Genomic DNA, 14,230 nt, shown 5'->3' with positions numbered 1-14,230 from the left:
CTAAACACCCCCGATCATTTTACGAAGTGTCCGAGCACAAAAACGAAATGGCTTAGTAAGCCACCACGAACGGGACGAATACACACGAGATAACTGCGCATGCACAGCTTCATATTCATGCCTAACTTCGCATAGTGTGGTTTTAAGATCTTCGATTTGTGATCTTAAATGGCTAGAATCAGCAATTCTGGTCTCCAATAATTTGTTGCGGTATGAGAGGCGATTACAGTTGTCTTCCAAAACTTCCAACTTAGACAATAGACTTTCATTCTTTCTATTAAGCTCGATAGGATTGCGATCATGGGGTGTCGCATCACCGTATCTGGGACACGCAAGAATCAAACTGGCCAGCTGATCATGAGAAAGTATTTTACTTCCAAATGTATCGGGGTCGACGCATAATTGATTGGAAGGATGGGCTGAAATAATTGAGAGTTCTGCAGCGTGTCCGAATATATTATTTTTATTGCCATAAAAATTGCCTGGATTAAACGCATCTGATTGCACCAACCACACATCATAATTAAATGATTTTAGTGCATTGTATAGATCAACGCCCTCTTTAACATCATTCACTTCTGACACTACTATTGGCTTGAATTTGTTAATAGTAAATTTTGCGCCAACTAGAACATTGCAGGACATACCTTCAACGTCACATTTAATGAGATCGCATCTTTCCAAATCCAACTTATCAATTGTTAAAGCCTGAACCACCTGCTTGCCTTCTATATTAAGGGAAGAAAGTTTCACAGCACCGGCATTAACGTGTTCTGAATAATCAATAGTATCAAAATATAGTACATCCTCTACATCTGACACCGCACTTCCAGAAACAATCGTGTTATTAATGCCATTACTCCGTATAGTCTTTTCTAATAGGTTGCAGAGATAAGGTTGTGCTTCAAACGCCAATACGCGCCCTGATGGTCCAACTTTATCAGAAAAAGCCAGCGTGTAGGAACCAACATTTGCTCCAATATCAAGAACCCAATCGCCCGGATTTATTAGAGAGAGAACTTTCTCAAGTTCCAATTGTCCCCATTCTCCAAATTCTTGCATCGACCTACCAATTGGATCATCATGAACTGGAAAACTAATCTTGCCGTAGCGCCCATTGACACTTAATACTACTTCAGTCCCATTAACCGCTGCGTTCATAGTTTTGTACCCCCCCAAACATGCCCATAAACTACATAAGCATCTATATGAATATTTCACTTGCACGAATACTCAGGCGCAGCAAGCGCGCCCCTGAATGTCGCGATAGGTAAGAACAAGCTCCGATCTGGGCCACCAGACGATTACCCACACGAGTATCGGGCGTCCCTGCAGCTGTGCTAGAATAACAATTATCAGCACGTATTTGCCTTCGCCCTGTTTCTCAAGTGGACGTATTGATGCACCTGAAACGTTAATTTATCAAACAAGCAATGCTAAATGAGGTGAAAAGCTGCCCTCCAACTTATGCGCCTTAGATTGACTTATTGACATATTCTGCCGAGCCGATGTTGTTTTTAACAATATTGCCTAACTACCTATACCCACCGCTAAGAAGGAGAACCAGAAGTTATCTAATACCTGCGTAGACCCTGAAACCTTCTTTTTACGGAAAGAAAACCCTGTTGTAGTAGTGTTGTAAATTTCAACAACGCATGCTCCTGCCCCATCATTCACCGTGGCTACAGGGAATACTTGAGGCGCAGAGGCAAAAGGTCGATCAAAGGTAAAAGTACCAGATGAGCCATAGCTATCCCCAACCGTACCCATCTGCATCATAGGGTTAACAAGGCCACGCATTTCTACGCTAGATCCTATGCCGGACTCAGGTGCAGCAGCAGCAGTATTGAAGTAACAGTCATTAGTCGTAACTTTTCGCCTACCTGTGCCTGACCCAGTAACACGGATGTACCTTTGTGACGCATTCGGAACAAAACCGCCGAGTTCAGAGAATGTGCAGCCATCAAACTGAACGGTAACAGCCCTAGCGCTAGTGTGCTGAATTAAGACACGGTTCACGACATAGCTGCCTGCTGCCCCTGTGCACTGGAAAGAACATCCACTAAAGCGAGCGAATATATTATCTGTTGTGTTTGCTTGCTGGATCAATACATCAGCATCACCGTTGTTAATCTCGAAGTAAACACCATCAAAGACACACGCCATAGTAGTTCCAACACTGGAGCCAGAATGGTCAATCGTTACACCGGTACCACTATTGGTTGGGTTATCCACCCCGTTACCTTCAACCGAGCCGCCATAGAAGCGAATACCGCCCGGACGCTCTGCGTACATACCAATATTGCCATTGGAGGCCACTTTACACGAAAAGAACGATACTTGATTTGGAGTAGAGAGCGCCCCGGCCAACAAAGCAATACCTGTCTTGTTGTTGACAAATCCACACTCGTACAATGACGACGAAAGAACGCCAGTCATCTTACAGCCGTCAAAGTTCCCTGAACACGTAACATCAAAGAGGATCACGTTAACAAAATTTTGGATGCTTAGTCCAATACCTGTATTGTCATTTCTACGGAAAGAAACGCCTCGTATTTCAGAGCCAAACCAGAGTGAGTTAATTGGATCGGGGAAAGAGCTTTTTACTTCAAGTGTAGCCGCATTGTTACCCGCCCCGTCCAAACCGAGAATGATTGAGTTTGCAGAGCCTTCACCCTCTATCTTAAGCCGCCCACCCGAAAACAAGCCACCGTTCGACACGGTGTAGGATAGTGGGGCTGTGCGATATACCCCCCTCGGAATGTAAAGTGTGCCACCGTTTGTCGCTTTAATATAATTCAGAGCGTCCTGTATCGCTGTGTTCACAGTAACGCCGTCACCCTTTGCGCCAAAACACAGGATGCTCACACGCCCGGATCTAACCAATTCCCACCACGCTCCATCATCCGATTGCACCTTGCCAGCGTGAGACGGCTCCGAAGAAACGCGAATATAAAGCGCGCCACCGCCGTCGCCGGGAGAGTAATATCCTGCCGTGCGCACGAAATTATCCGTTTCGGGGATGTCGGTTTCCTCGACCTTTGCACGACTTTCATATTCACCAGCACCCGAACTAGGAGAACCCAGCTCATATCCGTCTTCGTCAGGATTTACGACGAGTGACTTACCGGCATCGCCCGGCTGAATAATAGGTAGATTTAGAGAGCTCGCTGCAGCTTCCGCTCGTCCCGCAGCCTCTTCCGCAGCCTCTTGAATGGCCTCAGCATCACCATATGAAAGTAGTCGCAGTTCCGTGCCGGTATCAATGCAGAGTAGCGCCATGCCCGACTGCAAATAACCCGCCTCAATGGGTCTATTTGTGTTTGTCACCAGTGCGCGATTGATTGCGCCTGATACCGTAACCGGGCCTGTATTTTCCTGAGTGACATTCATGATATAAAGCACCTGATACGCAGCCGCAGGTATGGCAACAGACGCCGAAACGACGATATTGTTTGGGGACCCCTCATTGCCGTTATTCAGCCGAATGACGCGGTTATCCGGGAAAGCGCTAATTCCCTCCAGCAAAGCCTTGAGCGTATCGCGAATGTCCGGCTTATACGGATGGAACGGACCTGATGCCGGAACTCCGTCGATTACGAAATCACGGAAGATGTCGTCAATTGTACGAACGGTCATGCGATTGCTCCATGGCAAATAGCCCCGCCAGAGCAGGGAGATTAACTAGATTGTTTGTTTGGTCAGGGCGTCGTTCTGACTGTGCTTGGCGAGTAAAAACCTACCCGTCCCTTTTCGGTTCGCATCGCCAACTGGAATTCGTACTCGGTTGCTGCTGCAAGCGTTGGCGTTGTGTATCGCTCAGCTTTATTTTCCAGCGGACCGACTGCTGTCCATTCCGTATCTGCTGTCTTTTTCCAGCGGACCATATAACTGAGAAGTAGATTGCCAGACGGCGGAAAGCTCAATTCTGCAACAGGCCCGGATTGGATAATAACGGCAGGTGCAGCTGGCACCGGCAGATCATCATCCACATTGCTGCTATCTGATACTGGCGCGGTACCTTCCTGCGACATATCCCACTGATAAGCAGATTGCGGCATGGACTGGACTTGGATTGTTGCGCCTTGCAGAATACCACCTTCTCCGATGATAAATTTAAAGTCCAAGACCTCAAACGCGCTGTTGATACCGAATAACGGGTACTGAATACGGATGAAACGCTTGGCAAAAGCCGCCAGACCCATGAGGTTGGTATTGAAAGTACCTACCCAAACAGGGTTTGCGCGGAACCATTCCAACTTCATCAAGCGCCGCGCCTGACTGTGCGATGGAGCCATGTTGAACTGTACGTCCTTGGCTTCCTCTCCGCGCTCAGAAACATCGTTCTCATCAGCCCATGGATCAGCATCTGTCGATTGATAATCCTGACTTGGATCAAGAAATGTGGCGCGGATCGTGTTGGCTGATGTCATCACATCGCGACCACGCCCAACTTCGGAAAATCCTGTAATTGCGTCAGCTGTCAAAATAACGGTAGGCTCTTCCCATGCCCCGATATCGAGGGTCAAACCGCCATCTGGTGTCGGTACCAAACGACCATCACAACATGCCAGCATTCGACCCAAAACGTCCGCTGGACGCTCATTGAGCTGGTATGACCCCCAAAGCCTGTATCGAGGCTCCGCGCCGCCACCAGCTATCGCAATCGATTCATCGGAACGCGCATAAGCTTGTAGCCATCCAGCATGTGCAAGCGGCGTTGCGAATAGACTTTCCGGCAGCCGCATGCCATCACGATGCGTCATGTAATCGCGAATGACCGCTGCCGCTCGGTCATTCCATTCCATCCCGCCAGTGACGGGATTTTTAATAATCGCTGTGCGAGCCACCACTCGGTAGTTTGTGTTTATACCGTTGGGAAACAGACTGAGATAGCTTTCCTGACCTACCGCATATTGGCAGGCCAACAATGAAGCTACGCCATCGCCTCGATGTTGCGCCGTCCATTCAGGAAAGGCTGAGACCAATTCATTGTAGGACGTTTCAACAGTGACGCCCAAACGCGTCTGTATGCGCAAAAGCGATGACCCCGTTGTGCCTTGACGAAACTTGCTTGGCGGTCGTGGCGTTCCATCTGATTGCAGATCCAGCGCCAGATCATCAACGTAAACTTCCTCAATGGCTTCAAATGGCCCCTGCCCCAATGCCAGAACCTTGTAAAAATTGCCGCTTTTGGTTTCTGCAAAGGCCCAAGTTCCTGACATTTTTACGCGACCGTAATGTCTGATGCGCGGTGCGGTCGGCTGACGAACCTGTTGCTGCACATCTTCCGGTTTTGGTTGGGATGGACGGAAGATCGAAGATGCCAAGTATGACAGACCGAGAGACAGTGCCAACCCGCCTAATGTGGTTGATGCAAACATCGTTAGAGCAGCAAGGCCCGTTTGGAGAGCAGCGCCAACTGCGCCAGTGCCAACGATTGTTGCAATCAAGCCGGACAGAGCTACTGGCATTGAATTCTCCAAGCTTTCCAGATTGCATCAAGTGACGCGCCGATCAGTCCGTTCTCGTCCCGCGAGAACCAGAATGTTTCAGCGTGAATGGCGAGGCACATTTTTCGATTGTGAAGGATGAGACCGACATCGCCGGTTTGTGGTGTTTCTGTCTTTTCAAAGCCGATCAGCCTCATCGCGCGATTGACAACAACAGGGAAACTGCCACGTTCAATCAGAAGGGCTGTTGCGTCGTACTCATTCCGGTAAACCAACCCGGCCTGCGCCAAGGGTGATTGCCCCGTCTTTAGGCTAATCCATCTATCTACCGTTGAAGAGCAGTCAGTCTCACCCCACCGGAAAGGCTTAAGCGCCTCGGCTGCTACAAACTCTGCAATGTGCATAGACAAACTTTCAAAGCGGTTTAAAAATCGACGAGCAAGATGGGAGGCGCACAGATGAAAGAACCGCAGAATATTGTAGAATTTAAAACGATGGTCGGGCGTATTCTTGGACAACTCTATTCGGAGCATCCAATAGAAATAGACCGCGATGCTGGTACGTTCTTTGGCAATGAAGTTTTGGACGATCAGGAGAGCGATCTATTCGATAGCACCGTCTCTTATCTTGTTAGGTCTGGATATATCCATCAAGACAAGCAGTTTTACCTACAGCTGACTGATACTGCATGGGAAGTTTTGCAGAAGCCAAATCCGCTCCAAGACACCAAGTCAATTGGCGAGACACTGTATGAATGGATGAAAGAAACGGGCCAAGACACGGCGAAAGACGGAATAAAATCTCTAGTCCCTGTAGCACTCACTGCTCTTTATAAGGCTATCACCGCAGCCGGATGAACGCTCACGATGATAATTCGCGATTGTGACCGAAAGCGAACTGACGAAACTCTTGGAACTTGGATCAACATTATTCCGTAAGCACCATCTCTGGAAAGCTTCGGCGAAATCAGTAGCTGTTTCATCTTTAGGCATGATTTACCTCCCATTAGTAGTCGGGGTATTTGAAGCTTTTGAACAGCAGCGACCCAACAAACTGAAAGAACTTATCCCCGTTCGATCTGGCTTGCTGATCGCGGTCAGTGTACCGACCATAAGCAGGCCGGGACCGATTGAAGAATGCATTCTCAGCAGTCATAGAAATTGACTGGATCGCGCCATCAATCCCCTGCATTTCCGAACGGCTGATACGTGGCGGCTGCATAAACCCCCACCAGATTGGCGCGGGGGTACCGAGCGGTTGCCATTCGGTATCGAACAACTGGATCGAAACCACAACAATCCGCTGATCAACCTCATCGTTCGCATCCAATGCCATGGCGAGAAAGTTCAGCGTTGCATCCGGCAAGCCGCTCAACTGAAACGACACGCTATCTGCGGCAGTTGATGACCCCATGCCGATGCCATCAATTGAGCCGTATCCATACATCGGCTCATAGAAATTGCCGCCAGCTGGCAGTTTGGTGTTGCCGTTCCATACCCGCATTGTTTCAGACGCAAAGCGGAACTCGACAAGCATATCAAGCCGAACCTCACCTTTTGAGAACTCAGCCAATTGCTGCGACGTGAAAAAAGACATCACACATCCTCAATGAAATTGACTGTCGGGTATGACCACGGCGCAACAAGGTCTAAGTCGAGATCCATCTCACCGTCAGTTGCAAGGCGCATGCGGCAGACAGGACGGTCAAACTCCATATCCGTTCCAGCCGCGACAGCCTCACGCGCTGGAGGACGGAACGTGATTGTTGCCGTATTCTCCCCAGTCATCTGAACCGTACGAATACGATACATGCGCTCACCGACTGAGAAATCTTGCCCAGGCTGCAATTGACCCGCTGCAACAATGGCAATGTTTGCCGTTGTTCCACGTAACGGGATATTGCTTGTCAAGCGAATGTCGATTGCGCGTGAACGATACAAGCCACCATCACTAAACGGACTGGTATCCGAATGAGGAACCCTATTAAGCAAGTCTTTCCAGTCTGGATCGAACGGCTGATAGGCACAGCATCGTGGAACAAGAATGGGGTGCAACCTGCCCTCTAGCATGGTGGAAATAGCGCGGAACGCTAAGATTGAAGCCGTCCCACGCTTTATGATGATGTCTGCGAACGTGGCCTTCCAGATACCAGCATCTGACGCTGAGACCTGCGAAACACCTGATACGCTCGCAGGCCCGGCCAATGTGCGTGGCGCAATATTGAACGGATCGTGCTTAGGCTTCAGGACAGAACGCGGCCAGAGTATCGTTGCCATTACATTTGCCTTGTTTGTGCGTCAGCGATCATTGATGGAAGGGCGCCCTTCACCGTTGCTGTGCTTTTGCGAACAGAAATTTCGACAATTGGCCCCGCTGCCGTCTGGATCCGCTGATCGGCAATTGATGCCATTCTTCCACTGTCGTCTTGAAGCATGATGCGAATAGTCTCATTCGAACCCTGCCCCCGCATACCCTTAATGCTGGTTGCTGTGGGTGCGTTTGAAGTCGGCAGTGGGCCGACATAACCACCGTTGGCATAGCCTTTCAGACCACGTCGCATTGCATCCAAAGCGGCAGGCCCACCAGCTGCGCGAACCGCATCTTGGTCAAAGACATATTCGCCCTTATGGACAACGCCAGCCGGTTCGTATTTCCCACCAGAACCAGTGTAGCCACCTTTGTCGAAGCCCAAGAGCTTGCCGATACCGCCAAATAACCCAGATCCACCGCCGCCAAAGATGCCAGCGAGTGGACCCTTTCCAAGCAACGTGGCCTGCAAGACCGCCTCAATGAGCGTATTAAGAAACTTATCAAGAGCCGAATTGCCGGTTTCAATCGCCGGTATCATCGACTGAAAAGCATCCATCATAGAGCCTTTGAAGAAGTCCGCTGCCTCTCGCGCCTGATCCTGACTTTCCGCGAGCTTATTGGCTTTAACCGTGGCGTTGGCATAACCTTCTGCCAGACCTTCAATTTGCTCTTTCAAGGCGGGCGTGATTTCAATCCCGGCTTTCTTGGCAGCATTGAGCAACTCTTGCGTAGCGCGAGCTTTGGTGATTGCATAATCGTAATCATCAATGAGCGGATTTATGCCCGCCTGCGCTTCGGTTTCAGCCTGAATAGCTGCTGTGCGCTCTTTGATCTGCTCGATTTCACGCTGCAAATCATCTGGTCGATCTTTCTTCGAACGTCCGCCGCCACCTTTGCGGCCCTTACTGCCACCAGCCGCTTTTTTCGCGGCATCTTCAATGGCCTTCGCCTGTGCTTCTAAGCTTTTCTTTGTTTCCTCAAAATCACCAAAGCGCTCATTGAAGTTGACCTGAGATTGGCGAACGCCAGCTTCACGCGCTTCGCGTTCCGCATCGGTTTCTTTTCCAACGCGACCACCTTTGCCGCCGAGACTGGAAAGTGCCAGCCCAAGGGCGTTGACCTCACCACGTGCAGCGGCAGCTTCTGATGCAATTTGCTGCATACGCGCGACAACAGCAGTTATATTCGGGTCGATGCCAGACAAACGGTCTAATTCAGAGTTGAAATCCTCGACAGAAATTTCACCGTCTTTGAAACGCTCAACCAGATCACCCATTTCACCATAAACGGATGAAAGATAGGTGCTTAGACCTGCGATCCCGCGACCGGCAGAGTTGAAAGCCTCTTCCAGCGCTGCAACCGAATTTTCTGCGTTTGCGGTTGCCTCATCAACACGAATTGCTTTCTGGGCTTCCGTAAGACCGCTGGAAAGAGTGAACAGCTTTTCAGCAGTCTTTTCGATACCAAGTCCGGCATAATCGGTAACTTCAGCCGCCTTGCGGATGGCTTCAGCATAACGATTTGCACGCTCTTCAGCTTCCTGAGAGCGCGTAGAAATCGCATACATAATGCCAGTCAGGGCCAGCAACCCGACACCAACCGGCCCACCGAGCGCAGTCATTGCCCCTGAAAGGCCTCGAATGGCTGCATTTGCAGCGGTAGCTGCTGGTGTAATTGATGCAACATTCTTTGCAAGAGAACTATCAGCAACAGACAACTGTGCATTCGCGGCGCTCATGGTCATGCGAGCTGCCAACAGTTCACGACTGACGTTTCGATAAGATGCGGTAACAAGCCCATTTGTACGAATGCCAGCCATTGCGGCTTCCGCGCTTCGCAACCGCGCTGTAGCAACTGCATGTTCCTGCAATGCAACGTCACGTGCCGACTGCGCCGTTTCAAGCGCTGAAATGCGTGAAGCCTTGGCTGCATCGGTAGAGGATTTTGCATACTTGGTAAGATCTGTCGATGCGTTCCCAATCTGGCGCGCACCGAAGGCTGCTGCCATTGCGACACCTGCGACGGCAACGGTATCCATATTCTTGGCAACACCGCCCAGCAGGCCAGAAAGCTTTTCTGAAACCTTTCCAGTCTGATCGAGCGCACCAACAGACTTTAACGCCGCGTTCTGGATCTGCTGTAAAGCATCACCGATGGTGGCTGGCATTGAGCCTGCCTGATCAGCAAGCTGCTCCATGCGTTTTGTCAGTGCACTGTAGATGACCTGAGATGTAATCTTGCCCTGTGCGCCAACATCGCGCAGTGCGTTCACACCCACGCCAAGTTCAGCCGCCAGAACCTCAGCTACACGTCCGCCTGTTTCGATGATGGTATTGAGGCCATCACCTGACAGTTTGCCAGCCGCCATCGCCTTTGACAGCGCGTTCGTGACACTGGTTGCACGATCACCCTTTGCACCCGATACAACAAGGGCGTTGTTAAGTGCTTCCGTGTAATCAAGCTGCTGATTGGTGTTGTAGCCTAGCTCTTTGAGGGCCGTGCTATTGGCAATGAAGCTTTCTGCTGTCTGCTGAAAACCTGAATAGGTGTCCTGCGCAAGATTATATAGACGCTCCATAACCGCAGGAGCTTCTGACATTTCACCCACGGCGATACCGACACGGGCGGAAACGTCAGACCAACTATCGGCCATTATGACCAGTTCGCGGGCTGCAAATATGCCAGCCAGTCCAGTCATCATCCCTTTCATGGATGTTGTAGACTGGCTAAGCTTGGCTTCAGCCGTCGATACAGCCGCAACAGAAGCATCAAGGTCTTTCTTGATCGCAGAACCAATGCCGCCGCGAGAGAACACGCTTTCGATATTCTTATTCATATCGCGAAAGCGACGTTCAATCTGATTAGATTGCTTTGCCGCCTGACTGTAAGAGCGGTTGAGCGCCTTTTCAAAAGCCGCAGTCCGGGCCTCCATAGCCACGACAAGGCGTTCAACGTCAGTTGCCATCAGAAGCCCTCAATTCCAAGTTCTGCAAGTTGATCGTCGCTCATACCCGGAGCGGCTTTTTCTTCGGGCGCATTGGCGGATTTGAAGCCTTCAACGGCACAGCGAAATTCCCAAACCGTCATCTTGCCGATGTCGCGATTGATTATACCGGCCCATTGGTAGAAGCGGTTGAACTTCCATTTGCCACGCGGGAGCGGGTTCGGGTCTTCTTCGCCCCCGCTTGTCCCTCCCCCGGCTGATCATCCTCATCGCCAAAGAGAGCAACCATCAACACGGCCTGCGCTGTCAGCACCGACAATGTGAGCGGTAGATCTTCAACGAATTTCTGGACGAGCTTACGGGCAGCTTCCTTTTCCATGCCGCCACCCTCAAGGCCGAGGCGGATTGGCTGGATCACATCATCAATGAACCATTGCTTAGACGTGAGCCGCATCAGTATCCATTGCGGCCCCGCATCGCATTTGTCTTGCAGGGCGCGAAGGTGTTCAAGGCGGAGTTCAAAATCATGCTCCCCGCCAGCCCAAGTGATAGCCTTCGCCATTACGCAGCCTTAGCGGTACGCGTTGGCAGGCCGTCGAATTGAATTTCGATTTCCGCCGATACCTTCTGGCCTTTTTCAACGGCATTGTTGAGATTCACGAGGATTGCTAATCCGGTTTCATATTCGGTATCACCAATTTTCGCATTCACATGCTGAACGCGAATTGTCTTCTTGCCACCGGAATACCACCAATCAAGCATCATTTGGTGGCTCTGACTGGCCCAGACGCCAGTACCTGAAATTGTGACTTCCGACGACTGAACAGCACGTTCGACAACTGCTGGCAGGCTTTCATCCTCACAATCGGCAGGAACTTCCGTTGTCTGCATATTGTGCTGACGGTTGATACCGCGCTGTGTGATGCCGCAGATCTTTGAGAAAGTGCCCTCGACATCTGTTTCAATTTCAACAACCAGATGCTGAAACTCGGCGGTGATTGGCTTAACGGCCATGATAATTCTCCATGAGAAAACGGGCCAGCAATACGCCAGCCTTGATAGGGCTTGAGGCCCGGTTTCAGGTGATTGGGCTAAGCCCGTTTACGGCCCTTGAGGGCGCGTTTCTCATCGCGTGTCGGGCTTGCGACCGCTTCGGCCCAGCCTTTCGATACGCAGTAATCAATGAAGTCTTGCGGACGTTCTTGCGGTTCTGCCGATGCCTTGGCGTTGAACGAATAACGACTGCACGGACGCGACCAGTTGCATTCCACTTTAAATATTGCCCAAGACATCACGCCACCTCGACCATAATTTCAACTTGAATGATGCCATGTGTCGTCAATCCGTCCGGATCGCGGACGATCTGGCAGATCGGTATATTCACGGCAACCACAGCGCTTTCTGCCAATTCAGGCTGAGAGCGGTTCAAAGCTTTACGGATGCCATCAACAATGTTTTTGCACTCAACTTGTCCGACTGCACGAGACCACACATCAAGTTGAATCGTGTGGGTTTCGCCATCAACACAATCAGCGGAATCATCAACCATATTGACCGGCCCGAAAGACACATACGGAAACTGCGCAGTAACCTGCCCGTCTGTGCTAGGCACCCGGTCGTAAACCCGCCCCTCAGCTAGCGTCGAGACCTCTAGGACTGCTCGAAGTTCAGCATAAAGGTGTCTTTGAAGCTCTTCGGAAACGTTCACTTTGCAGCATCCCTCACAGCTTTTCGCATTTGTCTCGTAACCCGGCTGCGAACCCTCTTCCGCAAAGTTCTCCAAGATGGAAAAAAGTAGGGATGAGCTTGCATGTGCTGGGTTCCAAACTCTTGCAGTCTGGCAAGCTGAAACTGCTCGCGTTCACCAACCATCGTGGTTTGATCACCTGCGTAGATTGTGATGACCAATCCGTCACGCGTTGGGGATGACTTACCGAGCACCATTGCGCCCTTAGGCGCATCTCCCCACGTCCAGTTGATGGACTGTGCAAGCGCACCACTGTCTTTTGGTGCAAGACGGCGCATCATGGCGACGACATCACTAGCGCCCTGTTCCATGGCCTTAATCGTCACGTCGAACACAGCCTGCGGAATAGTTTTTGTCAGCTTTCGCTTAAGGCGATCTAATCCTTCAACCATGACATCACCCCGTAGCTACGCCGCTTTCGCATGTGAGCGATAAGAACTGGCGGTTTTCTTCGAACTCAATGTCGCGAATATTGAAGACAGTTGCGCGCCGGATATCACGCACCTGCCAATCCGCCGTGATCAAAACAGTATGCTCCGAGACACGAATTCGGATGACTTGCGTATGGCGCCCCTGCAATCGACCCGCAAGTACCGCCTCACCACCACGAAGCTGAATGAATTCAGCGCGGCAACGAAATTGCTCAACCCAATCGCCATCGATGTTTCCAGCGCCATCCCCACCCGTCGCTTCGCGCCGATCAAATGCGACCTCATGAAACAGACTGCCTGAGGTTTTTGCCATAGCTACACCCCCAGTCTGCGATGCGGCCAAACCAACATCTTATACGCAGGGATATCCTCAATCGTCGGCATATCGGGCTGACCGCGATGTCCATAGAGATATCCGACATGAATCAGGATTGCTGCCTTCAATTCGGCTGGTAATTGATCAGTCTCGAAACCGCTTTCATAAGTGATCTGGACAGCGTCAGGTCGATCCGCAGTCTGCGGAAAGCTTTGCGTGAAGAATTGAACGAACGGACCAGTGATGTCCGTATAAAGTTCGTAATCCTGCATATCGAGTGTTTCGAGACTGTTGTCTGATAGATATTTCACCGACGACAACGAAATGACTGGAAACGGCGTCAGATAAAAGCGTGACGGGAAACAAGAAAGATCCTGTCGCCATTTCTGCTTAACAAGCGCCGTCCCCAACAGCTTTTCCAGATACCCTGTTGCGCTTTTGATAAAGCCATCAATATCCAGATCATCAGAAGTGAAACCAACGGCACCTACGTGCCGCTTGGCTTCATCCCGCGACACAGGCTGCTCGCCCGTGACGCCGACGCGAACTGGCGCGAGCTGCATATCACTTGCTCTTGTTCTTGGGTGCAGCTGGCTCTGCCTTATTCTGAGCGGCATCACCTTCTGACTTTTGTTCATTTGATGTCACAGCTGGCTCGCCAGAAGCTTTCGTCACAGTAATATCTTCCGCCGATGTTGCCGCAAGCGCTTCTGTCTGCACCGCGCCCGCCTTTTGAGCGTCATCGGTTTGATCGCTAGCCGTACAATCGTTGCCATCTGAATTTGCGCTCGCCGAGCCCGATGGTGCAGAGTTGTCGCCGCCATTCGTCCCAGCCTGCAACTGGTCAATTGAGGCGGTACTGGAGGATTTTTCGTCCGAGATAGGGCGAAGCACGCCATTACGGACAAGCTGCTTGACGGTGAGTTCATCCGCATCACGGGTTTCACCTTCCTTGTAAAACTTGTCGCCGATATGCTCGCGAAGAACTTCGAATTTCATGGTCTTTCTCCTTCGGTTCAGGAAACGGGC

At 50.8% G+C, this 14,230-nt stretch carries 16 protein-coding genes and 1 pseudogene; 1 reads left to right on the top strand and 16 read right to left on the bottom strand.

What is annotated here, in order from left to right; all coding sequences use genetic code 11:
* From CEV31_RS10715 to CEV31_RS10700, 4 genes and pseudogenes are all read right to left on the bottom strand, one after another.
* On the bottom strand, positions 1 to 1,161 hold the full coding sequence (locus tag CEV31_RS10715; RefSeq protein ID WP_094507037.1) for an FkbM family methyltransferase: 1,161 nt from the start codon (positions 1,159 to 1,161) through the stop codon (positions 1 to 3).
* 1,839 nt (positions 1,162 to 3,000) lie between these two features.
* Positions 3,001 to 3,639, bottom strand: a pseudogene (locus tag CEV31_RS10710) (hypothetical protein); the annotation flags it as partial.
* A 62-nt stretch (positions 3,640 to 3,701) separates the two neighbouring features.
* The gene (locus CEV31_RS21490) at positions 3,702 to 5,474 is read right to left on the bottom strand and encodes a fibronectin type III domain-containing protein (protein WP_094507036.1); all 1,773 of its coding nucleotides are present in this window, start codon (positions 5,472 to 5,474) and stop codon (positions 3,702 to 3,704) included.
* Positions 5,465 to 5,911 (bottom strand): DUF6950 family protein, encoded by a 447-nt coding sequence (locus tag CEV31_RS10700; protein WP_374846886.1) that lies wholly within the window; start codon positions 5,909 to 5,911, stop codon positions 5,465 to 5,467. The genes CEV31_RS21490 and CEV31_RS10700 overlap by 10 nt, the downstream gene beginning before the upstream one ends.
* Here CEV31_RS10700 and CEV31_RS10695 point away from each other — a divergent pair, their 5' ends adjacent.
* Complete coding sequence (locus tag CEV31_RS10695) at positions 5,912 to 6,310, top strand: hypothetical protein (protein ID WP_143850915.1); 399 nt, start codon at positions 5,912 to 5,914, stop codon at positions 6,308 to 6,310. It begins immediately after the preceding gene.
* A gap of 148 nt (positions 6,311 to 6,458) precedes the next feature.
* Here the strand turns inward: CEV31_RS10695 and CEV31_RS10690 are convergent, their stop codons facing one another.
* The 12 genes from CEV31_RS10690 to CEV31_RS10640 form a co-directional block, all read right to left on the bottom strand.
* Positions 6,459 to 7,049, bottom strand: coding sequence for a hypothetical protein (locus CEV31_RS10690; protein ID WP_094507033.1), 591 nt, complete (start codon positions 7,047 to 7,049; stop codon positions 6,459 to 6,461).
* Entirely contained in the window at positions 7,049 to 7,729 is a 681-nt protein-coding gene (locus CEV31_RS10685; protein WP_094507032.1) for a hypothetical protein, read from the bottom strand. Before CEV31_RS10685 ends, CEV31_RS10690 begins: the two co-directional genes overlap by 1 nt.
* On the bottom strand, positions 7,729 to 10,728 hold the full coding sequence (locus CEV31_RS10680) for a tape measure protein (RefSeq protein ID WP_094507031.1): 3,000 nt from the start codon (positions 10,726 to 10,728) through the stop codon (positions 7,729 to 7,731). Before CEV31_RS10680 ends, CEV31_RS10685 begins: the two co-directional genes overlap by 1 nt.
* A complete protein-coding gene (locus tag CEV31_RS21410) occupies positions 10,728 to 10,850 on the bottom strand; it encodes a hypothetical protein (RefSeq protein WP_268876333.1) in 123 nt (40 codons plus the stop codon). The genes CEV31_RS10680 and CEV31_RS21410 overlap by 1 nt, the downstream gene beginning before the upstream one ends.
* Positions 10,851 to 10,870: 20 nt before the next feature.
* Positions 10,871 to 11,269 (bottom strand): gene transfer agent family protein, encoded by a 399-nt coding sequence (locus tag CEV31_RS10675; RefSeq protein WP_094507030.1) that lies wholly within the window; start codon positions 11,267 to 11,269, stop codon positions 10,871 to 10,873.
* Positions 11,269 to 11,721, bottom strand: a complete 453-nt coding sequence (locus tag CEV31_RS10670; RefSeq protein ID WP_094507029.1) for a phage tail tube protein — start codon at positions 11,719 to 11,721, stop codon at positions 11,269 to 11,271. The genes CEV31_RS10675 and CEV31_RS10670 overlap by 1 nt, the downstream gene beginning before the upstream one ends.
* Positions 11,722 to 11,798: 77 nt before the next feature.
* Positions 11,799 to 11,999: a hypothetical protein gene (locus tag CEV31_RS10665; protein ID WP_094507028.1), complete on the bottom strand. Its 201-nt coding sequence runs from the start codon at positions 11,997 to 11,999 to the stop codon at positions 11,799 to 11,801.
* Positions 11,999 to 12,415 (bottom strand): DUF3168 domain-containing protein, encoded by a 417-nt coding sequence (locus CEV31_RS10660; RefSeq protein ID WP_094507027.1) that lies wholly within the window; start codon positions 12,413 to 12,415, stop codon positions 11,999 to 12,001. Before CEV31_RS10660 ends, CEV31_RS10665 begins: the two co-directional genes overlap by 1 nt.
* Positions 12,412 to 12,846, bottom strand: coding sequence for an HK97-gp10 family putative phage morphogenesis protein (locus CEV31_RS10655; RefSeq protein ID WP_094507026.1), 435 nt, complete (start codon positions 12,844 to 12,846; stop codon positions 12,412 to 12,414). Before CEV31_RS10655 ends, CEV31_RS10660 begins: the two co-directional genes overlap by 4 nt.
* 4 nt (positions 12,847 to 12,850) lie before the next feature.
* A complete protein-coding gene (locus CEV31_RS10650; RefSeq protein ID WP_094507025.1) occupies positions 12,851 to 13,198 on the bottom strand; it encodes a phage head closure protein in 348 nt (115 codons plus the stop codon).
* Positions 13,199 to 13,200: 2 nt separating this feature from the next.
* Entirely contained in the window at positions 13,201 to 13,764 is a 564-nt protein-coding gene (locus CEV31_RS10645; protein WP_094507024.1) for a head-tail connector protein, read from the bottom strand.
* Position 13,765: 1 nt separating this feature from the next.
* On the bottom strand, positions 13,766 to 14,200 hold the full coding sequence (locus tag CEV31_RS10640; protein WP_094507023.1) for a hypothetical protein: 435 nt from the start codon (positions 14,198 to 14,200) through the stop codon (positions 13,766 to 13,768).
* Between the last annotated feature and the right edge of the window lie 30 nt (positions 14,201 to 14,230).

It is taken from the genome of Brucella thiophenivorans (assembly GCF_002252445.1).
Lineage (GTDB): Bacteria > Pseudomonadota > Alphaproteobacteria > Rhizobiales > Rhizobiaceae > Brucella > Brucella thiophenivorans.
The sequence above is the reverse complement of the archived record's forward strand: the minus strand, read 5'-3'. Positions and strand labels throughout refer to the sequence as shown.